Origin of the sequence: Streptomyces sp. NPDC058457, assembly GCF_042720695.1 — a bacterium.
In the GTDB taxonomy this organism is placed as follows: Bacteria; Actinomycetota; Actinomycetes; order Streptomycetales; family Streptomycetaceae; genus Streptomyces.
Window position 1 is genome coordinate 138454 of record NZ_JBHXLU010000012.1, and the last position, 22760, is coordinate 161213.

Below are 22760 nucleotides of genomic sequence, written 5' to 3' on the forward strand. Positions count from 1 at the left end.
CCTACTGGTCCGGGATCAGCAGGCGGGCCGCCACCGTGGCCGTGCGGGGGCCCACGCCCAGGGCCAGGGCCGCTCGCAGGTCGGCGCCGGTGTCCACGTCCTGGCGTACCGAATCCACGCCCACCAGTCGCAGTTCCTCGGCGCCCGAGGCGGCGTGGCGGGCGCGGGAATCCAGGCCGAATGCGGGCGCCAATTCATGACCGGGGGTCGCCGCCAACAGGGTGGTGCCGATTGCCGCCGCGTCCGGGAGAAAAGCGCGCGGGAATTCCGCGGCCGCATCGAGCACCCGGGCCAATTCCAGCGGGCGCACCGCCGGCAGGTCGGCGTTCAGGGCCGCCACGGGGCTTTCCGGACGCGATGCCCGGACGGCCGCCACGCCGTGCCGCAGCGCCGCGTTCAGGCCGCTCGCCGGCGTGTCCGGGACGATGCGCGCGCCCAGCGCCGACAGCTCGCGCCCGGCCAGCTCGTCGTCCGTGACGACCGCCACATCCTTCACGGCCTGGCAGGCCAGCGCCGCGGCCACGGTGTCCTGGGCGAAGGCGAGAGCCAGTGACGGACGCAAACCGTCCGCCGCGGTGTCCGCGAGCCTGCTCTTGGCCCGAGCCAGCGGCTTGAGGGGTATGACCAAGGTCCACTGCACCGTCGTACCGTCCCTCCCTTGTTGCCTCATTGTCACCCGGGCTCACGGGGTGGTCGCGATGCCGAGGCGTACGGTGTTCTCGACAGGCCGGCGGGCCGGGGCCACACTTCTTCCCGATCCCAGGCCGGGAAGAAGTCCTAGAGGAAGGTGTCCGCGTGCCCCGCCGGAGAATCGGCTTCTGGTACCGCTTCGCTGCGGTTCTCTGCAAACCTCCGCTGGTGGTTCTGATCAAGCGGGACTGGCGCGGAATGGAGAACATTCCGGCCGAGGGCGGATTTATCACCGCGGTGAACCACAATTCCCACATCGACCCCTTCGCGTACGCCCACTATCAGTACAACACCGGCCGCGTTCCGAGATTCCTCGCGAAGAGCGGGCTTTTCAAGAAGGGATTCATCGGTGCCGCCATGCGGGGCACCGGCCAGATCCCCGTCTACCGCGAGTCCACCGACGCGCTCAGCGCCTTCCGTGCCGCGATCGACGCCGTGGAGCGCGGCGAGTGCGTCGCCTTCTACCCTGAGGGAACGATCACCCGCGACCCGGACCAGTGGCCCATGACCGCCAAGACCGGTGCCGCCCGGGTCGCCCTGCAGACCAAGTGCCCGGTGATCCCGGTCGCCCAGTGGGGCGCCAACGAGGTGCTCCCGCCGTACGCGAAGAAGCTGAGCCTGCTGCCCCGCAAGACGCACCACGTGCTCGCGGGCCCGCCGGTCGATCTCACCCGCTTCTACGACAAGGAGATGACCCAGGACGTCCTCAAGGAGGCGACCGAGGTCATCATGGCGGCCATCACCCGCCAGCTGGAGGAGATCCGCGGCGAGAAGGCTCCCGAGACCCCCTACGATCCACGCCAGGTGCGGATCGAGCAGCGGCGCCGGACGCGTGCGCAGAGCGGTCTGGAAGAGGAGAGCGGCAAGTGAGCAAGCCTGCCAAGGCGGCGGTCTTCAGCGCGGGTTCGTGGGGTACGGCCTTCGGGATGGTGCTCGCCGACGCGGGGTGCGAGGTCACCCTGTGGGCGCGGCGGGCGGAGGTGGCCGAGGCCGTCAACTCCGGCCGTACCAACCCCGACTATCTGCCGGGCGTGGAACTCCCCGAGAACCTGCGGGCCACGACCGACCCCGCCGAGGCGGCCGCCGGCGCCGACTTCACGTTCCTGTCGGTGCCCTCCCAGACGATGCGGGCCAACCTCGCCGAATGGACGCCGCTGCTCGCGCCCGAGACGGTCCTCGTGTCCCTCATGAAGGGTGTCGAACTCGGCACCGTCATGCGGATGAGCGAGGTCATCCAGGACGTCACCAAGGTCGGCGCGGACCGCGTCGCCGTCGTCACCGGCCCCAACCTCGCCCGGGAGATCGCGGCCCGCATGCCGGCCGCCGCCGTGGTCGCCTGTACCGACGAGACGGTCGCCCAGCGGCTCCAGGCCGCCTGCCACACGCCGTACTTCCGGCCGTACACCGAGACCGACGTGGTCGGGTGCGAGCTGGGCGGCTCGGTGAAGAACGTCATCGGCCTCGCCGTGGGCATCGCCGACGGCATGGGGCTCGGGGACAACGCCAAGGGTTCGCTCATCACGCGCGGTCTCGCGGAGACCGCGCGGCTCGGCATCGCCCTCGGCGCCGACCCGCTGACCTTCTCGGGACTCGCCGGGCTCGGCGACCTGGTGGCCACCTGCTCCTCCCCGCTCTCCCGCAACCACACCTTCGGCACCAACCTCGGCAAGGGCATGACCCTGGAGGAGACCATCGCGGTCACCAAGCAGACCGCCGAGGGCGTCAAGTCCTGCGAGTCGGTGGCCGATCTGGCCCGCCGGCACGGCGTGGAGATGCCGATCACCGAGACGGTCGTCGACATCGTGCACGAGGGCAAGCCGCCGGTGGTCGCCCTCAAGGAGCTGATGTCGCGCAGCGCGAAGCCCGAGCGACGCTGAGCGAACCCGCCCTGCCGACGCTGCCTCGGGGCCCTACCACCGGGTACTCTCAACGCGATATGAGCACCCAGAACCTCCCCCAGAGCCCTGAGCAGCCCGCTCGCAAGCCGCGCGTGGCCGTCGTCTTCGGCGGCCGCAGCTCCGAGCACGGGATCTCCACGGTCACCGCCGGAGCCGTCCTGAGCGCCATCGACCGGACGAAGTACGACGTCCTGCCGATCGGCATCACCAGGGAAGGCCGCTGGGTGCTCACGGCCGACGAGCCCGAACGCATGGCCATCGCCGAGCGACGCACCCCCGAGGTCGGCGACCTCGCCGAGTCGACCGAGGGCGGCGTGGTGCTCCCCGTCGACCCCGCCAGCCGCGAGGTCGTCTACAGCGAGCCCGGCTCGGTGCCCAAGGCGCTCGGCGAGGTCGACGTGGTCTTCCCGATGCTGCACGGCCCGTACGGCGAGGACGGCACCCTGCAGGGCCTCCTGGAGCTCTCCGGTGTCCCGTACGTCGGCTCGGGCGTGCTCGCCTCGGCCGTCGGCCAGGACAAGGAGTACATGAAGCGGGTGTTCACCTCCTTCGGTCTCGCCGTCGGCCCGTACCTGGTGATCCGCCCCCGCGAGTGGCAGCAGGAGGAGTCCGCCGCCCGCAAGCGGATCGTCGACTTCGCCGGCGAGCACGGCTGGCCGCTGTTCGTGAAGCCCGCGCGCGCGGGTTCGTCGATCGGCATCACCAAGGTCGACGACCTGTCCGGCCTGGACGAGGCGATCGCCGAGGCCCAGTCCCACGACCCGAAGATCCTCGTCGAGGCGGGCATCCGCGGCCGTGAGATCGAGGTCGGCGTCCTGGAGTTCGAGGACGGCCCGCGCGCCTCGGTCCCGGCCGAGATCCCGCCGCCCTCCGAGCACGCGTACTACGACTTCGACGCCAAGTACATCGACTCCACCCCCGGCATCGTCCCGGCCCCCCTCACCCCCGAGGAGACCGCCGAGGTCCAGAAACTCGCGGTGGACGCCTTCGAGGCCGCGTCCTGCGAGGGCCTGGTCCGCGCCGACTTCTTCCTCACGGAGGACGGCGACTTCGTCATCAACGAGATCAACACCATGCCGGGCTTCACCCCGATCTCGATGTACCCCCAGATGTGGCAGGCGACCGGCATCGCCTACCCGGACCTGATCGACCGCCTGATCCAGGCAGCCCTGAACCGTTCGACAGGGCTTCGCTAGAAAACGCCCCGAGCTGAAGCGCCCCTTTTAGGGGCGCGGGGAACTGCGCGACAAGCCACAGCGCACCGGCACTCGACACACAACGGCTCCACGCACGGCGCCTAGTCGGCAATCCCCTCCGGAACCGCCTTCTTGATGGCAGGCGCCAGACTCACCAACGGCGCCATGCCATCCCCGGTCCGCCCCGCGGGAATCGTCACCTCGACATACGCCTTCCGCAACGTCGTCGTGAACCGAAACGATTTGTCGGCCCGCTGCTCCAGCAGCCACCCCACCCCGTTCACCTCCACCCCGTCGGCTTCCGGGTCGGCCATCTTCGCGGGTCGCGAAACCCCGCACCGCAGTATGATCGCCGGGTCGCCGCCCCAACCGGCGGTCAGCGGAGAGGCCGGTTCCGGATCCCGTCGGCCCAGCTTGTCGACCTTCGTCGGCAGCACCCGGTCCAGGCGATCGCAGAGCTTCGCAACCGCCCCGCCCGGACTGGGAACCGCCGCCGACGGGGCATCGTCTGCTGATGAGCAGCCCGCTGCCGCGACCATCAGCGCGGCGAGCACGGGCAGACCGGATGGCCGGTGACGGAAGAAGTTCACCGGCCAAGGGTAGACGGGGGCTACAGATGGACGACCGGGCAGGTCAGGGTGCGCGTGATGCCGTCCACTTGCTGGACCTTCGCGACCACCATGCGACCGAGTTCATCGACGGTTTCGGCTTGCGCGCGCACGATGACGTCGTACGGTCCTGTCACATCCTCGGCCTGGATGACGCCGGGGATCTTGCTGATCGTCTCGGCGACGGTCGACGCTTTGCCGACCTCCGTCTGGATCAGGATGTACGCCTGTACCACGGAACCTCCAGGGCGGCCACGAGGATCATGTGGGGAAAAGGAACGCCACGGTATCGCGTCGCCGCTCACCGCGGGGAGACCTGCGCGGACAGGGGCTTGCGCGCCGGGGTGCAGGCACGACAGATGTTGACGGTCACCTCGACCGTATCCACGACCACGGTGACGCGCGAGCGGGCACGGCAAGGCAGAGAAGGGGCGTAAGGGCAATGAAGGGCACTGTTGGTGAGCTGGGGGAGTTCGGGCTCATCAGGGAGCTCACCTCCCGTCTCACCACCACTCCGGCGGTCCGGGTCGGTCCCGGCGACGACGCCGCGGTGGTCGCCGCGCCCGACCGCCGGGTGGTGGCGAGCACCGACATCCTGCTGGAGGGCCGGCACTTCCGCCGGGACTGGTCCACGGCCTACGACGTCGGCCGCAAGGCGGCCGCGCAGAACCTCGCGGACATCGCCGCCATGGGCGCCGTGCCGACCGCCCTGCTGCTCGGCCTGGTGGTGCCCGCCGAGCTCCCGGTGACCTGGCCCAGCGAGCTGATGGACGGCCTGCGCGACGAGTGCCAGGTGGCCGGCGCCTCGGTGGTCGGCGGCGACGTGGTCCGCGGCGACACGATCATGGTGTCGATCACCGCGCTCGGCGATCTGCGCAACCAGGAGCCGGTCACCCGGGCCGGCGCCCAGCCCGGCGACCTGATCGCCGTCACGGGCTGGCTGGGCTGGTCCGCGGCCGGCTACGCGGTGCTCTCCCGCGGCTTCCGCTCACCGCGGGCGTTCGTGGAGGCACACCGGCGCCCCGAGCCGCCGTACCACGCGGGCCCGGCCGCGGCCGCCCTCGGTGCGACCGCGATGTGCGACGTGAGCGACGGGCTGATCGCCGACCTCGGGCACATCGCCGAGGCCAGCAAGGTGCGGATCGACATCCGCTCCGGCGCGATCGACATCCCGACCCAGATGAACGACATCGGCCAGGCCGTCGGCGTCGATCCGATCCAGTGGGTGCTGACCGGGGGAGAGGACCACGCGATCGTGGCCACCTTCCCGCCGGACGTGAAGCTGCCCGCCCGCTGGAAGGTCATCGGCGAGGTCCTCAACCCGTCCGCGCTGCCCCAGGTGACCGTCGACGGGGCGCCCTGGACCAGCAAGGGCGGCTGGGACCACTTCGGGGACATCGAGTCGTGAGCCTGCCGCGCGTACTGACCGTCGCGGGCTCCGACTCGGGCGGCGGGGCCGGCATCCAGGCCGACCTGAAGACCATGCTCGCGCTCGGCGTGCACGGCATGAGCGTGCTCACGGCGGTGACCGCGCAGAACTCGGTGGGTGTGCAGGGGGCTTGGGAGCTGCCGGTGGCGGCCGTCCGCGCCCAGTACCGGAGCGTGGTCGACGACATCGGCGTGGACGCGGTGAAGACCGGGATGCTCGGTTCGGCCGAACTCGTCGAGACGGTCGCGGAGTTGCTCGCCGGTACCGACGTCCCCGTGGTCGTCGACCCGGTCGGGATCTCCAAGCACGGCGACTCGCTCCTCGCCGCCGCCGCCCTCGACCCGGTCCGCACCAAGCTCCTCCCGCTGGCCACCGTCGCCACCCCGAACCTCGACGAGGTGGCCCAACTCACCGGGGTGCGGGTCGAGTCGGAGACGGATCTGCGCCGAGCCGCGGCGGCGGTGCTGTCGTACGGCCCGACCTGGGTGCTGATCAAGGGCGGGCACCTGCCCGGCGAGGCCGTCGACCTGCTCACGGACGGCACGGACGAGCTCCTGCTGCGCGCGCCCCGGCACGACAACCGGCACACCCACGGCACCGGCTGCACCCTCGCCTCCGCGATCGCGTCGCAGCTCGCGAAGGGGCAGTCCGTGCCGGAGGCGGTGACGGCGGCCAAGGAGTACGTCACCGGCGCGATCGCCGCCGGGTTCGCGCTGGGCGCCGGGATCGGGCCCGTGGACCACGGCTGGGCCCTCAGGCCGCGGACAGCGCCGGGTACTCCCGCAGCCTGATGTCCGTGGCCGCCTTCTCGGTCATCTTCTTGAAGAACCGGGCCAGCGGGCGCGAGGCGAGCACCCGGTACATCCGGTCCCGGCTGCGGATGCGCCGTTCGGTCGGCGGGGCGAAGAACGGGCCCGCGTTCCCGGAGATCTTCTGGCAGCCCTTGGCGAAGTCCCGGATCCGGCACTCGTACTCCGCGAAGGCGGTGCGGAAGTCACCGCCGGCGAGCGCCAGTTCACCGGCGAGGACATACGCGCCGACGATCGCGACGCCGGTCCCCATCCCGCCCATCGTCGCCCCGTACCCGGCGTCCCCGAGCAGCGCCACCCGCCCCTTGACGAGGCGGTCGACGTGGATCTGGGCGATCGCGTCGAAGTACAGGTCGTCGGCGTCTTCGAGGGCCCTGAGGACGGCCGGGGTCTCCCAGCCCATCCCGGCGAAGCGGTCCGTCAGAATCCGCTTGATCGCCGTGACGTCCCTGCGGTCGTACGACAGCTCCTCGGACCGGAAGACCAGCAGCGCGCCGGCGCGGTCCGGGTCCCCGTCGTAGTTGCCGATGACGAACGCGCGGCCGGGCTCGCTGTAGACGCGGCCGGTGCGGTCCAGGCCCAGGTGGTTGGGGACGTCGAAGCCGGCCACGTAGTGGTCGAAGAAGCGCAGGTAGCGGGACTCGTCGCCGAAGACGAGCCGGCGGGTGTCGGAGTGCAGCCCGTCGGCGCCGACGACCAGGTCGAAGCGGCGGGGCGCGCCCTGCTCGAAGGTGACGTCGACGCCCTGCGGGTCCTCCTCGACGGAGGCGATCGAGTCGCCGAAGACGTACTCGACGTCGTTCCTGGTGCGCTCGTACATGATCTGGGCGAGGTCGCCGCGGAAGATCTCCACGTCACCGCTCATCAGCTCGGCGGGCAGGTCCACGCGCGGGGTGCCGTCGGCGTCGACGACCGTCTGGCGGCCCATGTGGGTCTGGCGGGCGTGGATGTCGTCCCAGATGCCCATGGAGGTCAGGACGGTGCGGTGGACATGGCCGCGGAAGTCGACCGCGAAGCCGCCCCCGCGCAGGTCCGGGGCCCTCTCGACGACGGTGACGCGGGCGCCGAGCCGGGCGAGGTTGAGGGCGAGGGCCGGTCCGGCGACGCTGGCGCCGGAGATCAGGATGCTGAGGTGCGCGAGATTCTGCACCGGCTTCTGCACCGGCTTCTGCACCGGGTTCTGCACCGGGTTCTTCGGCGGGTTGTCCGTCGTGTTCCGTGTCGTGTTCTTCGTCATGCGGTGAGCTTCGGCGAGGGCGCTGACCGTCCCCCTACCGTTCGCTGACCGCCGCTGACCGTTGCCGTCGGCCCTGCTCGAAGGCCTGCTCGTACGCCTCGGCGGACAGCTTCGCCCGTACCTCCCGCTCGACGCGTACGACGTCCGGGTCCCCCTCGGTGCGGCCGCCCCGCAGGCCCGTCGCCGCGCCCAGCAGCACCGCGGCCCGCTCGGCGGAGCGGGCGGCGGACGCCAGCGCCTCGGCCGCGTCGGCGAGTTCCAGGTCGCCGGGCCCCTCCACGGCCAGCTCGGCGGCCTGCCGGAACCAGTCGCGGGCCTCCTCGGGGTGCCCCTCGGCGGCGGCCGTGCGGCCGAGCCCGATGAGGCTGCGGACGGTCTCGCCGATGCTGAACCAGTTGGCGGCGCACTCCCGGACGGCGTTCTCGTAGTGCACGCGCGCGTGTGCCGTGTTCCCGGACAGCCGGGCCGCGTCGCCGAGGCCACGCCGGGCGGCCGCCACCTTGTCGGGGAGCCCGGCGCCCCGCGCGAGTGCCAGCGCCTCGTCGAAGTGGGCCACGGCGGCGGCCGTGTCGCCCCGGTGCAGCAGCACGGTGGCCCGGGTGCGCAGCAGGTCGGCGGTCTCCTCCGGTGCGGCCAGTTCCCGCACGTGTGCCAGTCCCTCGTCGAGCAGTTCCAGGGCGCGCCCGGACTCACCGCGGGTGTGGGCGAGCATGCCGAGCGGGTCGAGGCAGTTGGCCATGCCCCAGCGGTCACCGGTGACCCGGTATCCGGCCAGGGCCCGGGCGAAGCACTCCTCGGCCTCCCCCGGGCGGCCCGCGAACTGCGCACGGAAGCCGAGGCCCACGTCGAGCAGGGCACACGCCCAGGGGGAGCCGCCGGCCAGGGTGAGCGCGTGCGCGTCGGTGGCGGGCCGCGGCCCGGCCGCGACCGCCCACAGCACGAGGATGTACGGCAGCCGCAACGGCCCCCGGTACGCGTCCAGGACGGCGTCCACGCGCGCGACGAGCTCCGGTTCGTCGCCCTCACCGGAGAGCGCGTTGACCGCGCACAGCACGTACTCCTCCTCCAGCCCGGAGGGCGGCGCGTCCCCGACGGCGGTCAGCAGCTCGCGTGCCGTCGCGACCCGTTCGCCGTGCACTCCGCGCAGCCGCCAGAACCAGGAGAGGGGGCCCATGAGGCGCAGCGCTCCGCCGGTGTCGCGGCGCACGAGGTGGCGCAGGGCCGCGTCCAGGTTGGCCTGCTCGGCGGCCAGCCGGGCCAGCCAGGGCAGCTGCCCGCCGCCGCGCAGCCGCGGCTCGGCCTCCTCGGCCAGCCGCAGGAAGTAGCCGGCGTGGGCGTCCCCGAGATCCTCGGGGTCCGGCAGGCTCTCGGCGGCGAAGGCCCGGATCGTCTCCAGCATCCGGTAGCGGCCCTCCGACACCTCCAGGAACGACTTCTCGACCAGTGAGGCCAGCACGTCCTCGGGGTACGGCAGTCCGCACACCGCCTCGACCGCCGCGAGGGTCGCGCCCCCGGAGAACACCGTCAGCCGCCGCGCCAGCTCCCGCTCCTCCTCGTCCAGCAGGCCCCAGCTCCACTCCACGACCGCGCGCAGGGTGCGGTGCCGGGGCGCCTTGGAACGGTCGCCGCGGGACAGCAGGCGGAAACGGTCGCCGAGACGGTCGTCGAGTCGGTCGGCCAGTTCGTCGGGGGTGAGGGTGCGCAGCCGGGCCGTGGCCAGCTCGATGGCCAGGGGCAGCCCGTCCAGGGCGGTGCAGATGCCGGCCACGCGCGCGTGGCCGGCGAATCCGGGGCGTACCGCGCGGGCCCGGTCCAGGAAGAGCCGCATCGCGGGTTCCGGCGGCAGCGGGGGCACCGGGACCAGGATCTCTCCCGTGATGCCCAGCGACTCCCGGCTGGTGGCGAGCACGCGCACCCCCGGGCAGGCGGCGAGGAGCAGGGCGCAGACCCTGGCGGCCTCCTCGACCAGGTGTTCGCAGTTGTCCAGGACGAGCAGCAGCTCGCGCTCCTCCAGGGCGGCCAGCAGCCGGTCCGTGGTGTCGGCGGCGGGACTGCGCAGGCCCTCGCGGACGCCGAGGGCGGCCAGGACGGCGTACGGGATCCGGGAGCCGTCGGTGAGGGGCGCGAGTTCCACGAAGCAGGCGGCGGGGCGTTGCTGGGCGGCCTCGATCGCGAGCCGTGTCTTGCCGGCGCCGCCCGGGCCGGTCAGGGTGAGCAGCCGGGACTCGGCGAGGTCGGCGGCGATCCGGGCGAGTTCGGGTTCGCGGCCGACGAAGCGGGTGAGCTGGACCGGCAGGCGGGGCCGCTCGGGTGCCGCGCCCCGCAGCAGCTCCAGATGGAGCGCGGACAGCTCGGGGGAGGGATCGGCGCCCAACTGGTCGGCGAGCGTGCGGCGGGCCTCCTCGTACACCGTGAGGGCCTCGGCGGGCCGCCCGCCGGCGTGCAGGGCCCGCATCAGCTGCCCGTACAGCCGCTCGCTCAGCGGCCTGGCCGCCAGCAGCGCCCGCAGCTCCGGCACCAGCTCCGAGCCGCCGCCGAGCGACAGGTCCGCCTCGATCCGGTCCTGTACGGCGGCCAGCCGCAGCTCTTCGAGCCGCCCGGCCTCCGCCTGTGCGTCCGGGAGGTCGGGGAGTGCGGGGCCGCGCCACAGGGCGAGCGCCTCGCGGAGCCGGGCCGCAGCCCTCCCGTGGTCGCCGGCGGCGAGGGCGGCGCGTCCGGCCGCGGACCAGGCTTCGAACTGGTGTGCGTCCACGGTGTCGGGGGCGACGGCGACCCGGTACCCGGTCGCGGTGGCCTCGATCTCCGTGTGCGGGGCCAGCCGCCTGCGCAGCCGGGAGATCTGCGACTGGAGCGCGTTGGCCGCCCCGGCGGGCGGCTCGCTGCCGTACAGCCCGTCGGTGAGGCGCCGGGTGGAGACCGACCGGCCGGCGTCCAGGAGCAGCAGGGTGAGCAGGGCGCGGGGGCGGGGGCCGCCGGGATCGAGAGGGGTGCCGTCGTCGGTGCGTACGTCCAGGGGGCCCAGGATGCCGAAGCGCATGGGATCAGCTTGTCAGGCCTGGTGCCGGGCATGGCAAAAAGCCGGCCCACCGTGAGGTGGACCGGCTCTGTGCAGCGAACCAGCGTTGGCCGCGCGCTCAGCGACAGTGCGTCAGCGCGAGACCTTGCCGGCCTTGATGCACGAGGTGCAAGCGTTCACGCGCTTCGGCGTCCCGCCGACCACGGTACGCACACGCTGGATGTTCGGGTTCCAGCGGCGGGACGTACGGCGGTGCGAGTGCGAGATGTTGTTGCCGAAGCCCGGCCCCTTGCCGCAGACGTCGCAGTTGGCAGCCACGGGTCACTCCAAAGACTTCAGATGCACTTACGGTTGGATCCCGGCGTGCCGGGATCGAGATCCTACGGAACGAAGATCTTGAGTGGCGTTGCCAGGGGAACGGCCCGATCAGATCGGGCAACCGGAGCAGCATACAACGGCTGCGTCCGTTAGACGAAACTAGCATGGCAGCTCAGGGGCCCGCCCCGGCCCTCTTCCGGCAGACACCCCTCCGGGGTCTACGCTGCGTCCACGTTCGGCCGGCTCAGGGAGGCGCAGGTGGCGCAGGTGCCGCAGACATTCTTCGATGCTCTCGCGGTACGCACCTGGTGCGGACTGGCGCTGGGGGCGCTCGGCCGGGCGCGCGAGGAGATCGACGCGATCAACGTCTACCCGGTGGCCGACGGCGACACCGGTACCAACCTCTACATGACGGTGGAGTCGGCCGCGGGGGCCGTGGAGGCCGTCTTCGCCGGCTACGAGCTGGGCGAGGAGGTGCCGACCCTGGCCGACGCCGTCCGCGCGATGGCGCACGGCGCGCTCATAGGCGCGCGCGGCAACTCCGGCACGATCCTGGCGCAGCTGCTGCGCGGCATGGCCCACGTCCTCACCGAGGGTGACGCGACTCACATCGACGCCGATGCGCTTCGGCTCGCCCTGCGGCACGCCGCCGACGCCGCCCGCCAGGCCGTCGCCCACCCCGTGGAGGGCACGGTGCTGTCGGTCGCGGCGGCCGCGGCGGACGCCGCGGACGCGGCCGAGGGAGAGGGCGACTGCGGGGCGATCGCGCGGGCCGCCTACGAGGGTGCGTGCAAGGCACTCGCGGCGACTCCGGGACAACTGGCCGCGCTGGAGCGGGCCGGGGTCGTGGACGCCGGCGGGCGGGGCCTGGTCGCGGTGCTCGGGGCGCTGGTCGAGGCGTTCACCGGGGAGACGCCGACGGCATTCGACGTGTACGCGCCCATGGCGGGCCCGGTCGGGCACGCACGCGTGGACGCCGTTTCCGACGCCCGGGACGCCGGCTGCGCCGAGCCGGCCGGCGGACCCGCCTTCGAGGTCATCTACCTCCTGGAGGCCGAGGACGCCTCCGTGGACCGGCTGCGGGCCCGGCTCGACGCCCTCGGCGACTCCCTGGTGGTGGTCGGCGGCGACGGCCTGTGGAACGTCCATGTGCACGTCGACGACGCGGGCGCCGCCGTCGAGGCGGGTGTGGAGGCCGGACGCCCTTACCGGATCCGGATCACGCACTTCGGCGCCGGGGACGTGCACACCGGCGGGGAACGGCCGCCGCGCGAGCGGGTGCAGCGGGCCGTGGTGGCCGTCGTACCGGGGGAGGGGCTGGCCGGGCTCTACACCGAGGCCGGCGCGACCACCGTGCTCGCCCGCCCCGGGGAACCGCCCGCCAGCGGAGAGCTGGTGGACGCCGTACGGCGCGCCCACGCGCGCGAGGTGGTGCTGCTGCCCAACGATGCCGACCTGCGGCACACGGCGGCCGCCGCGGCCGAGCAGGCCCGCGCGGAGGGCATCCGGGTCGCCCTCATCCCGACCCGATCGGCGGTCCAGGGCATCTCCGCGCTCGCGGTGCACCAGCCGGACCGCCGCTTCGACGAGGACGTCGTCCAGATGACCTCGGCGGCCGGTGCCACCCGCTACGCCGAGGTCGTGGTCGCGGAGCGGCAGTCCTGGACCATGGCCGGGATCTGCCAGGCCGGGGACGTGCTGGGCCTGATAGACGGCGACGTGGCGGTGATCGGCTCGGACGTCACGGCCACCGCCGAGACCGTCCTGGACCGCATGCTCCAGGCCGGCGGCGAACTGGTCACCCTCGTCCTCGGCGACGAGGCCCCCGACGGCGTCGCCGACCGCCTGGAGGCACGCGTACGCGAGGCGTACCTCGCCGTCGACACGGTGGTCTACCGGGGCGGCCGGCAGGGGGCTCCGCTCCTCATCGGCGTCGAGTGAGCCCCTTTCCCGACCTCTTTCACTCCTCCGTGGGCTCCAGCAGCTGCCGGGCCTCCGCCCGCCGGGCCCGGACCGTCTCGTCGGCCGGGTCGGCGCCCTCGTAGGCGTCCAGTACCGCACGCGCGCGTGCCGCCGCGTCCGCCGGCCGGCTCAGGTCCGCCTCCAGCCAGCCCGCGGCCAGTTCGGCGCCGGTACGGCCGTGCATCCCCTCCTCGCCCAGCGCGGCGAACACCGAGATCGCCGCCGACATCTCCGCGAGCGCCGCCTCGAACGCCTCCTGGATCGCCGGGTCGTCGGCGTCCTCCGGCACGGAACGGGCCAGCAGGTCACCGAACTGCCGGTGGGTGTGCCCGAGCTCACCGGCGAGCCGCTCCGCGGCGGCCGGGTCCCCGACGGCCTCCAGCGCCGACTCGCACTCCCGGACCGCGTCCGCCATCAGTTTCCGCGCGCCCTCCGTGCCCGCCTCCGTCCGCAGCGCCAGCCACGCGCGGGCACGCTGCGAACGCACCAGGAAGTGCACATTGCCCATCGCCCGCCACAACTCGCCCGCGCGCGTGTACGCCTGGTCCGCCTCGGCGGGCAGCCCCGCGTTGGCCAGCGACTCGGCGGCCAGGTGGGCCAGGGTGGCGTGGTCGTGCTGCTCGGGCCAGTGCCGGGCGATCTCGGCCGCCTGCAGCCGCCGTTCGGCCGCCGCATGGTGCTCGCCCAGCTCGCTCAGACAGTCCCCGAGCCACCACTGGGTCTGGACGACCGCGCCGTCGCCGTGCGTCTCGGCGCTCAGGTCGGCCAGCGCCGACTCCAGCACCTCGGCGGCCTCCGCGAACCGCCCCTGCCGCAACAGGAAGCCGCCCAGCTGGTGCCGGGCCCACGCGCCCAGCGTGCCGCTCTCCCCGGCCTCGTCGGCCCAGTGCGCGGCCTCCAGGGCGTGCTCGGCGGCCTCCTCGGCCGCCCCGCGGCCGCCGACGACCTCCGCGAGCTGGAGATGCAGCTGCGCCCGCCCGACCGGCTCCACGTACGGCCCGCCGTGCTCCAGCGCCGCGCGCAGCGCCCGCTCCGCCTCCGCCGGGTCGCCCTGCTCATGGGCGAGCGCGGCCACCCGCACCTCGTACTCGACCGCGAACCACGGCAGCTCGGCGCCCACGAACTGCGCCGTCGCCTGCCGGAACAGCTCGCCGGCCCGCTCTGCGTCCCCGGCGTGCTCGGCCAGTTCGGCGAGCATCGCCCGCCCCTCGGCCGCCCGGGACACCAGCCGCACGTCGGAGCCGCCGCGTCCGCCGACCAGCGCCAGCAGCTCCCGCACGGCGTCCCCGGCGTCCCCGGCGCCCGCGGACCGCTCGTGCACCCGCCGCATCAGGATCCGCGCCCGGCTCATCAGTACGGACGCCGTCTGCCGCACCCCGGTCGCGTCCTCCGCGTACAGCGCGAGGATCCGGTCGTACGGCTCGCCGATCCCGGCCAGCGCCTCGTCCAGCTCCCCGGACAACGCACGCACGTACGCGGCACGCGCGCGTGCCGCGATCGCCTCGCCCTCGTCACCCGCCTCCGCGTACAGCTCCGCCGCCCGCTCGAACAGCTCGACGCCCTCGGGGCCGCGTCCCATCGCCGTGTGGTCGGCGATCTCCGCGCGGACGTACGTGTCCACCTCGGTCTCCTCGGCGGCCTCCGCGACCGCTGCCCAGGCCTCCAGCGCGTGCGGCTGGAGCGTGTCCGACAGCCGCCGTGCCTCGGCCAGCAGCGCGGGCAGCGACGGCTGCTCCGGCGCGGGCGCCGGGGCGACCGGCGTGACGGCACCGGCGGGCGCCGTCCGGGCCCCCCGCACGCCCAGCGGCAGCCGGTCCGCCAGCGGTTGCCGCACCATCCGTTCGCGCAGCTGGTCGCCGATGTAGGAGGTGCCGTTGCGGGCGTCGAACCGCGCGGCCAGCTCCAGGACCTCCGCGCGCGCGTGCCCGGCGAGTTCCCCGGCGGTCCACGCCCGTCCGGCGGGCCCCGGCACCCGCTGCCCGCCGAGCCCCAGCCCGGTCAGCCGGTCCATCAGCAGCGCCACCACCGCCAGGAAGTCCATCCGGCTGCGCGGCTGCCCGGTGTCCGTGAAGTAGGCGGGACGTTCCGCCAGCAGCTCAAGACCGCGCGCCTCGTTGCCCGTCAGCGCGCAGAACTCGACGTGGTCCGCGTAGGCGCCCCGCATGCTCTCCATCGGGCGGACGAGACGGAAACCGCGCAGATGATGCGCGCGGGCCTCCTCGACGCGGCCGAGGCGCAGCAGCGGCACCAACGAGGAAGCCAGCACCGTGTGCGGCTCGTGGGCGCAGCTGTACTCCCCGTCCAGCACCGGTCCCCACACCTCCAGGGCCTCCGCGTCCCGGCCGTTCCTCAGGTGCCAGCCGCCCTGCCCGTGCAGCTCGCACGCATGACAGTCGGCCATCCGGTCCCGGTCCGCCGCCAGCCAGGCCGCGTACGCCCGCTCCGCGCGCGGTAGGTCACCGATGTGCCCGGCGACACTGAACTCGGCGCTGCGCACCGCCCGCTCGGAGTGCCCGGCCAGCCGGTAACGGTGCTCCATCTCGCCCAGCCACTTCTCGATGGAGGCGAGCGGGATGTGCGGCTGGTCGAGCATGCCGGCCGACATCCACTTGAAGACCCAGTGCAGCGAATGCGTCTCGTACTCGTCGAAGTCCTCGGGCCGCTCGTCCCACATCCGCAGCAGCCGCGCGAACGGGACGAACATCTTGTCCTTCTCGGAGCTGTAGTTGTAGACCTTCAGCTGGTGCCCGAGCGCCTCGATCACGGCGAGCGGGATGTTCAGCTTCTCGGCCTCCACCAGCAGCTGCTCCGCGCGCGCGTTGCGGGCGGGCCCCTCCGGCTCCTCGGAGTTCTCCGCCATCGCCCGGCGCAGCGAGTCGAAGTCAGCAATCTCCATCAGCGATCGCCTTCCCCATGCGTGGCCCACTCCAGGAGGCCGATGAACGAGCGGTTGAGCAGCGCCGAGTCGGCCGGCCGCAGCGGGCGCTGGGCCATCAGCAGCGCCTGACCGTAGAGCGATTCGGTCGCGGTGCCGATCAGCTCCGGGTCCTTGAGGGCACTGATCCGCCGGATCAGCGGGTTGAGGTGGTTGAGCACCAGACGGGCGCGGGGCGTGCTGCCGCGCAGCGAGCCCAGGATGCCCGCCCACAGGTCGTCGGCCTGCTCCTCGGCCTCCGCACGGGCCTGTTCGTGACGGGCGGCGCGGTCGTCGAGGTGGAGGGCGGGGACCGAGAGGGGGTGGAACGCTCTCAGTACAATGTCACATTGCAGTGGGTCCAGCTTCGTCCGCGCCACCCCCAGGAACCCCGCCACCGCCAGCTCCTCCGCCGGATCCACGGCATCGAGATGCGCGGTCACGGTGTCCGCGTCCAGCTCCGCGACCACCGTCCCGGGCCGCACCGACGGCAGCGCCTCGACCAGCTCACTGTCGTACGTGTAACCGCCGTTGATCACCCCGACGCCCTGCGCGGAGGCGATCGGCGCGACCTGCCGGTACTCCTCGACCGTCCGCGTGAAGTGCACCACCGGGTGCCGCTGCGCGAACTCCTCCAGGGACAGCTGCCCGTCGGTGGTCTCGAAGGGGAGCCACGGCAGCATGGTCCGCAGCATCTCCTTGTCGTGCCGCGCCAGCGACTTCACACCGAGGTGATGCACGGACAGGAACGCGGCAAGGCGTTCCGGATCACCGGCCGCCAGCCCGGTCAGCCAGGACCGAATCCTTTCGCCGAGCGCCTCCCGTACCGCGGCCAGCGTCTCGTCCTCGTACAGCGACTCGCGCGAGGCGGTCGGCCGCAGACTGTCCGTGTCCAGGACACAGCGCACGAAGAACGCCCAGTCCGGCAGCAGCTGTTCGGCCCGCTCCGTGAGCAGCATGCCCTTGAGGTGCACACGATGCGTGGCCCGCTGCGCCGGACTCACCGCCGACGGCAGCACGTACGCCACGCCCCGGATCCCGGCCAGCGGCACGTCCAGCGCGATCGAGTCCAACGGTGTGAACCCGAACAGCTCGTGACAGTGCCGGGCCAGCGCCACCCGCCGGGTGGTGGGGGAGGGGTACGGCCGGTCCCAGGGCGCCGGCAGATCGGTGACCGCCTCGTCGCCCACCCGGACGTCGTACGGCAGCAGCGAACCGAAGTCCCGCGCCAGCGCGAGCACCCGCCGCTCGTCCAGCCACTCCGCCGCACCCGCCCGCGCCACCAGATGCACGGTGGTACCGGGCTCGGGACGGGCCTCGGGCGCCAACGTCCGTACGGTGTACGACCCGTCGTCGCGGGCCGTCCACTCCACGGGCGGCGCGTCCGGCGTCCGGGCGCTGCGGCTGACCACCCGGATCCGCTCGGCTACCACGAAACAGGCCAGCAGCCCGATGCCGAACTGGCCCAGGAAGTCGGAACGGGCCTCCTGCAGCCCGTCTCCCCGCTTGGAGCTGCGCCCGATGGTCGCGAGCAGGCTGTGCACGTCCGACTCGGTGAGCCCGACGCCGCTGTCCTCCACCCGAAGGGCACTGCCGTCGGCGTACAGCCGCACCCGCGCCGGGGCGTCGGGCTGTTCGGCCCGTCTCGCGGTGATCGCGTCCACGGCGTTCTGCAGCAGTTCGCGCAGGTAGACCTTGGGGCTGGAGTACAGGTGATGGGAGAGCAGGTCCACCAAACCACGCAGGTCGACCTGGAACGTATGAGGTGACTGTGATGCCTGGGATGACTGTGAGGTCTGGGAGTCCATCGTCGCTGCGCCGGAGGGGGGAAGACGTGGTCGGCGCGGGGTCGGGCGGTCCCTGGTGGGGTGGTGACCGCGGAAGGATGGCCGGAGCGCGCCATCCTATGACTCAAAACGGCCGCCTGACCAGGGGTTTCCCGAGACATATACGGCATTGTCAGTGGTGTGGTGTGCAATGGATCTCGTGCCCGCACTGGAAGAACCACTGAAGAAGGTGCTCGGCCCAGCCACCGCCAAGGTGATGGCCGAGCATCTCGGCCTGCACACCGTCGGCGACCTCCTGCACCACTACCCCCGCAGATACGAGGAGCGCGGCCAGCTCACCCACCTCGCCGACCTGCCCATGGACGAACACGTGACGGTGGTCGCCATGGTCGCCGACGCCCGCCTGCACACGTTCGCCTCCGCCAAGGCGCCCCGCGGCAAGGGCCAGCGCCTGGAGGTCACGATCACCGACGGCAGCGGCCGGCTCCAACTCGTCTTCTTCGGCAACGGCGTGCACAAACCCCACAAGGAACTCCTGCCGGGCACCCGCGCGATGTTCGCCGGCAAGGTCACGGTCTTCAACCGCCGCCTCCAACTGGCGCACCCGGCCTATGAACTGCTACGCGGCGACGACCCGGCCGAATCCGTGGAAACCTGGGCGGGCGCCCTGATCCCGCTCTACCCGGCCACCGCCAAGCTGGAGTCCTGGAAGATCGGCAAGGCGATCCAGACGGTCCTGCCCGGCGCCCAGGAGGCCCTTGACCCCCTCACCCCGGCCCTCCGCGAAGGACGCGGTCTCCTCCCCCTCCCCGAAGCCCTCCTCAAGATCCACGGCCCGCACACCAAGGCGGACATCGCGGCGGCCCGTGACCGCCTCAAGTGGGACGAGGCCTTCGTCCTCCAGGTGGCCCTGGCCCGCCGCCGCCACGCGGACGCCCTGCTCCCCGCGGTGGCCCGCAAACCGGCCCCCGACGGCCTCCTGACGGCCTTCGACGACCGCCTCCCCTTCACCCTCACGGACGGCCAGCAGAAGGTCTCGAAGGAGATCTTCGACGACCTGGCGACGGAACACCCGATGCACCGGCTCCTCCAGGGGGAGGTGGGCAGCGGCAAGACGCTGGTCGCCCTCCGCGCCATGCTCGCCGTCGTCGACGCGGGCGGTCAGGCCGCCATGCTCGCCCCCACCGAGGTGCTGGCCCAGCAGCACCACCGCTCGATCACCGAGATGATGGGCGAGCTGGCCGAGGGCGGCATGCTCGGCGGCGCGGACCACGCCACCAAGGTCGTCCTCCTCACCGGCTCGATGGGCACCGCGGCCCGCCGCCAGGCGATGCTGGACCTGGTCACGGGCGAGGCGGGGATCGTGATCGGCACGCACGCGCTGATCGAGGACAAGGTCCAGTTCCACGACCTGGGCCTGGTGGTGGTGGACGAACAGCACCGCTTCGGCGTCGAACAGCGGGACGCCCTCCGAGGCAAGGGCAAGCAGCCACCCCACCTCCTCGTCATGACCGCGACCCCCATCCCCCGCACGGTCGCGATGACGGTCTTCGGCGACCTGGAGACCTCGGTCCTGGACCAGCTCCCGGCCGGCCGCTCCCCGATCGCCACCCACGTCGTCCCCGCCGCCGACAAGCCCCACTTCCTGGCCCGCGCCTGGGAACGGGTCAGAGAGGAAGTCGGGAACGGCCATCAGGCCTACGTCGTCTGTCCCCGCATCGGCGACGAGGAGGACGACCCCAAGAAGGCGAAGAAGTCCGCGGAGGACGAGGCGGAGAAGCGCCCCCCGCTCGCCGTCCTGGACGTGGCCGGCCACCTCGCCAAGGGCCCGCTGAACGGCCTCGGGGTCGAGGTCCTCCACGGCCGCATGCACCCCGACGACAAGGACGCGGTGATGCGCCGCTTCGCCGCGGGCGACACGGACGTCCTGGTCGCCACGACAGTCATCGAGGTCGGCGTGAACGTCCCCAACGCCACCGCCATGGTGATCATGGACGCCGACCGCTTCGGCGTCTCCCAGCTCCACCAGCTGCGCGGCCGGGTGGGCCGGGGGTCGGCCGCCGGCCTCTGCCTCCTGGTCACGGAGATGCCGGAGGCGAGCGCGGCCCGCCAGCGCCTCACGGCGGTCGCCTCCACTCTGGACGGCTTCGAGCTCTCCCGCATCGACCTCGAACAGCGCAGAGAGGGCGATGTCCTGGGCCAGGCCCAGTCGGGAGCCCGCTCCAGCCTCCGCGTCCTCGCGGTGATCGAGGACGAGGAGATCATCGCGGAGGCGAGGGAGGAGGCGACGGCGCTGGTGGCCGAGGACCCGGAGCTCACCAACCTGACCGGTCTCCGCACGGCCCTGGACGCCCTCTTGGACGAGGAGAGGGAGCAGTACTTGGAAAAGGGCTGAGCCGAAGCGCCCCGTCAGGGGCGCGGGGCTGTATCGATATGCGGCTGGCGCCGCGCGGGCGCGACAAGCCACGTCGGACCGGCAGCCGCCGTCGCAGACTAGGCACCCACCCCTGTAGGCCTGCCAGACTGAAGCCGTAAAGCCGCCCCCGAAGAAGGACCCCCCATGACCCGCGTGATCGCCGGCCAGGCAGGCGGACGGCGCCTTTCGGTGCCGCCCGGCACAGGAACCCGGCCCACTTCGGACCGCGCACGCGAAGGCCTCTTCTCCACCTGGCAGTCCCTCCTGGGCGGCCCCCTGGACGGCGAACGCGTCCTCGACCTCTACGCCGGTTCCGGCGCGGTGGGCCTGGAGGCCCTCTCCCGGGGCGCGGCCCACACCCTTCTCGTCGAGGCCGACCCGAGAGCCGCCCGCGTCGTACGGGAGAACGTGAAGAACCTCGGCCTCCCCGGTGCCGAGGTCAGGGCCGGCAAAGCGGAACAGATCATCAGGACACCGCCCCCGGCACAGCCGTACGACCTGGTGTTCCTCGACCCTCCGTACGCCGTCACGGACGACGATCTTCGGGAGATTCTCCTCACACTCCGCTCGGAGGGCTGGCTCACGCCCGATGCTCTCGTCACCGTGGAGCGCAGCACCAGAGGCGGCGATTTCCACTGGCCGACCGGCTTCGAGGCCCTCCGGTCCCGTCGCTACGGCGAGGGAACGTTTTGGTACGGTCGCGCCGCCTCTACGTGCGAAGACGCACGATGACCGGACCGGAGAGCGAGGGATCACAAGTGCGCCGCGCCGTCTGTCCCGGGTCGTTCGACCCGATCACCAACGGACACCTCGACATCATTGCCCGCGCGTCCCGTCTCTACGACGAGGTCTACGTCGCGGTGATGATCAACAAGTCCAAGAAGGGCCTGTTCGAGATCGACGAGCGGATCGACCTGATCCGCACGGTCACCTCCGACTACGGAAACGTCCGGGTCGAGGCCTTCCACGGCCTCCTCGTCGACTTCTGCAAGCAGCGTGACATCCCGGCCATCGTCAAGGGCCTGCGGGCCGTCAGCGACTTCGACTACGAGCTGCAGATGGCCCAGATGAACAACGGTCTGTCGGGTGTCGAGACGCTTTTCGTGCCGACCAACCCGACCTACAGTTTCCTCTCCTCCTCGTTGGTCAAGGAGGTGGCCCAGTGGGGCGGCGACATCGCCCACCTGGTTCCGCCGGCCGTTCTGGAGGCCCTCAACAAGCGTCTCGGCAGGGACTGATGGGGCTACAGTCGTCCCGTCCGTCTCCAACCCAGCTGTAGAGAGTGGCGAGCACAGGTGGACGTGCAGAAGAAGCTCGACGAGATCGTGACCTCGGTCACCGGCGCCCGGTCCATGCCCATGTCGGCGTCGTGCGTGGTCAACCGCGCCGACCTGCTCGCGATGCTCGAAGAGCTGCGCCAGGCGCTGCCCGGCTCGCTCGCACAGGCCGAGGAGCTGATCGGCGGCCGGGACCAGATGGTCGAGCAGGCCCGCATGGAGGCCGAGCGGATCATCGAGACCGCGCACGCCGAGCGCGGCTCGCTGATCTCCGACACCGAGGTGGCCCGCCGCTCCCAGGCCGAGGCCGACCGGATCCTCGCCGAGGCCCGCCAGGAGGCCGAGGAGGTCCGCGCCGACGCCGACGACTACGTCGACTCCAAGCTCGCGAACTTCGAGGTCGTCCTCACCAAGACCCTCGGCTCGGTCGGCCGCGGCCGCGAGAAGCTGCTCGGCACCGGCCCCGGCCTCGACGAGCAGGGCTACGAGGACGAGGACGCCCCCGAGCGCAGCCACGACCCCGAGACCCTGCGCCGGGACGCCGACGCCTACGTGGACGTCAAGCTCGGCGCCTTCGAGGCGGTCCTCGCCAAGACCCTGGAGGCGGTCGGTAAGGGCCGTGCCAAGCTGCACGGCCGGATCGCCTCCGACGCCCTCGGCGCCCTCGCCGACGACGACACGACCTTCCAGCACTCCAGCGACGCCGACTACCTCGCCGACCTCGCGGCCCTCGCCGACCGGGACGCCCAGGCGGCACAGGCGCAGACGGCCCCGGCCGAGCAGCCCCAGCAGCAGCCGCAGTACGACCAGCAGCCCGCGCAGCAGCCCGTGGCGCAGGATCCGTACGGCTACCCCCAGCAGCAGCCCGTCTACGCCCAGCAGGACGCGTACGGCTACCAGCAGGACCCCTACGGCTACCAGCAGGCCGATCCGTACGCCGCCGCCTACCAGGGCTACGACACCGGCCAGCAGCCCGTCTACGACCCTCAGCAGCAGCCGGCGGCCCAGCACCAGCCGCACCAGTCGTACGCCCTCGACGAGACCAGCCTCTTCGACACCGGCATGATCACGCCGGAGCAGCTGCGGGCGTACGAACAGGGCCGGGGCCTGTAGAAACCCGGCGGAAGGCAGCCGGAAAGCAGGCGGATTGGGCCGACAGCGAAAGGTCCAGTATCCTGGCTCTTCGGTCGCGTCTACGTCCGC

18 protein-coding genes are annotated in these 22760 nt (G+C 72.4%); 10 read left to right on the forward strand and 8 right to left on the reverse strand.

From position 1 onward, the window contains the following. Position 1: 1 nt before the first annotated feature. Positions 2-640, reverse strand: coding sequence for a 2-phospho-L-lactate guanylyltransferase (gene cofC, locus ACFWPS_RS13300; protein WP_383704263.1), 639 nt, complete (start codon positions 638-640; stop codon positions 2-4). A gap of 155 nt (positions 641-795) precedes the next feature. Here cofC and ACFWPS_RS13305 point away from each other — a divergent pair, with 155 nt between their 5' ends. The 3 genes from ACFWPS_RS13305 to ACFWPS_RS13315 are packed head-to-tail and all read left to right on the forward strand — an operon-like array spanning position 796 to position 3784. Continuing rightward, complete coding sequence (locus tag ACFWPS_RS13305) at positions 796-1560, forward strand: lysophospholipid acyltransferase family protein (RefSeq protein ID WP_383704265.1); 765 nt, start codon at positions 796-798, stop codon at positions 1558-1560. Beyond that, on the forward strand, positions 1557-2567 hold the full coding sequence (locus tag ACFWPS_RS13310) for an NAD(P)H-dependent glycerol-3-phosphate dehydrogenase (RefSeq protein ID WP_383704267.1): 1011 nt from the start codon (positions 1557-1559) through the stop codon (positions 2565-2567). Before ACFWPS_RS13305 ends, ACFWPS_RS13310 begins: the two co-directional genes overlap by 4 nt. A gap of 59 nt (positions 2568-2626) precedes the next feature. Continuing rightward, the gene (locus ACFWPS_RS13315) at positions 2627-3784 is read left to right on the forward strand and encodes a D-alanine--D-alanine ligase family protein (RefSeq protein ID WP_383704269.1); all 1158 of its coding nucleotides are present in this window, start codon (positions 2627-2629) and stop codon (positions 3782-3784) included. Between the two features lie 101 nt (positions 3785-3885). Here the strand turns inward: ACFWPS_RS13315 and ACFWPS_RS13320 are convergent, their stop codons facing one another. Next, complete coding sequence (locus ACFWPS_RS13320; protein WP_383704271.1) at positions 3886-4374, reverse strand: DUF3515 domain-containing protein; 489 nt, start codon at positions 4372-4374, stop codon at positions 3886-3888. 20 nt (positions 4375-4394) lie between these two features. Then, complete coding sequence (locus tag ACFWPS_RS13325) at positions 4395-4628, reverse strand: Lrp/AsnC ligand binding domain-containing protein (protein ID WP_101400883.1); 234 nt, start codon at positions 4626-4628, stop codon at positions 4395-4397. A gap of 206 nt (positions 4629-4834) precedes the next feature. On the opposite strand from ACFWPS_RS13325, the gene ACFWPS_RS13330 reads away from it, so the two are divergent. Together ACFWPS_RS13330 and thiD are read left to right on the forward strand one after the other, a co-directional pair. Further along, the gene (locus tag ACFWPS_RS13330) at positions 4835-5800 is read left to right on the forward strand and encodes a thiamine-phosphate kinase (RefSeq protein ID WP_089098531.1); all 966 of its coding nucleotides are present in this window, start codon (positions 4835-4837) and stop codon (positions 5798-5800) included. Continuing rightward, positions 5797-6612, forward strand: coding sequence for a bifunctional hydroxymethylpyrimidine kinase/phosphomethylpyrimidine kinase (thiD, locus tag ACFWPS_RS13335; protein ID WP_383704274.1), 816 nt, complete (start codon positions 5797-5799; stop codon positions 6610-6612). Before ACFWPS_RS13330 ends, thiD begins: the two co-directional genes overlap by 4 nt. Here the strand turns inward: thiD and ACFWPS_RS13340 are convergent. The 3 genes from ACFWPS_RS13340 to rpmB all read right to left on the reverse strand — a co-directional run bounded on the left by ACFWPS_RS13340 (position 6575) and on the right by rpmB (position 11201). Then, on the reverse strand, positions 6575-7867 hold the full coding sequence (locus ACFWPS_RS13340) for an FAD-dependent monooxygenase (protein ID WP_383704276.1): 1293 nt from the start codon (positions 7865-7867) through the stop codon (positions 6575-6577). The two genes, thiD and ACFWPS_RS13340, sit on opposite strands and share 38 nt — an antisense overlap. Positions 7868-7901: 34 nt before the next feature. Continuing rightward, complete coding sequence (locus tag ACFWPS_RS13345) at positions 7902-10904, reverse strand: ATP-binding protein (RefSeq protein WP_383704278.1); 3003 nt, start codon at positions 10902-10904, stop codon at positions 7902-7904. 111 nt (positions 10905-11015) lie between these two features. Then, entirely contained in the window at positions 11016-11201 is a 186-nt protein-coding gene (gene rpmB / locus ACFWPS_RS13350; RefSeq protein WP_003993230.1) for a 50S ribosomal protein L28, read from the reverse strand. Positions 11202-11459: 258 nt separating this feature from the next. Between rpmB and ACFWPS_RS13355 the strand changes: the two genes are divergently transcribed. Further along, positions 11460-13142 carry a DAK2 domain-containing protein gene (locus tag ACFWPS_RS13355; RefSeq protein WP_383704281.1) on the forward strand — a complete coding sequence of 561 codons (1683 nt, stop codon included), beginning with the start codon at positions 11460-11462 and terminating at the stop codon, positions 13140-13142. 19 nt (positions 13143-13161) lie between these two features. On the opposite strand, the gene ACFWPS_RS13360 is transcribed toward ACFWPS_RS13355, so the two are convergent. Further along, positions 13162-16062 (reverse strand): tetratricopeptide repeat protein, encoded by a 2901-nt coding sequence (locus tag ACFWPS_RS13360; RefSeq protein ID WP_383704324.1) that lies wholly within the window; start codon positions 16060-16062, stop codon positions 13162-13164. Continuing rightward, positions 16059-17885, reverse strand: coding sequence for an HSP90 family protein (locus tag ACFWPS_RS13365; protein ID WP_383704283.1), 1827 nt, complete (start codon positions 17883-17885; stop codon positions 16059-16061). The genes ACFWPS_RS13360 and ACFWPS_RS13365 overlap by 4 nt, the downstream gene beginning before the upstream one ends. A gap of 169 nt (positions 17886-18054) precedes the next feature. Here ACFWPS_RS13365 and recG point away from each other — a divergent pair, with 169 nt between their 5' ends. From recG to ACFWPS_RS13385, 4 genes are all read left to right on the forward strand, one after another. Next, positions 18055-20259 (forward strand): ATP-dependent DNA helicase RecG, encoded by a 2205-nt coding sequence (gene recG / locus ACFWPS_RS13370; RefSeq protein WP_383704285.1) that lies wholly within the window; start codon positions 18055-18057, stop codon positions 20257-20259. 165 nt (positions 20260-20424) lie between these two features. Continuing rightward, positions 20425-21012 (forward strand): 16S rRNA (guanine(966)-N(2))-methyltransferase RsmD, encoded by a 588-nt coding sequence (gene rsmD, locus ACFWPS_RS13375; RefSeq protein WP_383704287.1) that lies wholly within the window; start codon positions 20425-20427, stop codon positions 21010-21012. A 26-nt stretch (positions 21013-21038) separates the two neighbouring features. After that, on the forward strand, positions 21039-21518 hold the full coding sequence (gene coaD / locus ACFWPS_RS13380; RefSeq protein WP_383704326.1) for a pantetheine-phosphate adenylyltransferase: 480 nt from the start codon (positions 21039-21041) through the stop codon (positions 21516-21518). A gap of 57 nt (positions 21519-21575) precedes the next feature. Further along, the gene (locus tag ACFWPS_RS13385) at positions 21576-22670 is read left to right on the forward strand and encodes an ATP synthase F0 subunit B (protein WP_383704289.1); all 1095 of its coding nucleotides are present in this window, start codon (positions 21576-21578) and stop codon (positions 22668-22670) included. The last annotated feature ends 90 nt before the right edge of the window (positions 22671-22760 follow it).

Bases quoted from the DNA above. Each gene is read 5' to 3' on its own strand.
- ACFWPS_RS13345 (WP_383704278.1), bottom strand. From the start codon at position 10,904: ATGCGCTTCGGCATCCTGGGCCCCCTGGACGTACGCACCGACGACGGC.
- ACFWPS_RS13315 (WP_383704269.1), top strand. From the start codon at position 2,627: ATGAGCACCCAGAACCTCCCCCAGAGCCCTGAGCAGCCCGCTCGCAAG.
- recG (WP_383704285.1), top strand. From the start codon at position 18,055: ATGGATCTCGTGCCCGCACTGGAAGAACCACTGAAGAAGGTGCTCGGC.
- ACFWPS_RS13340 (WP_383704276.1), bottom strand. From the start codon at position 7,867: ATGACGAAGAACACGACACGGAACACGACGGACAACCCGCCGAAGAAC.
- ACFWPS_RS13365 (WP_383704283.1), bottom strand. From the start codon at position 17,885: ATGGACTCCCAGACCTCACAGTCATCCCAGGCATCACAGTCACCTCAT.
- rsmD (WP_383704287.1), top strand. From the start codon at position 20,425: ATGACCCGCGTGATCGCCGGCCAGGCAGGCGGACGGCGCCTTTCGGTG.
- ACFWPS_RS13330 (WP_089098531.1), top strand. From the start codon at position 4,835: ATGAAGGGCACTGTTGGTGAGCTGGGGGAGTTCGGGCTCATCAGGGAG.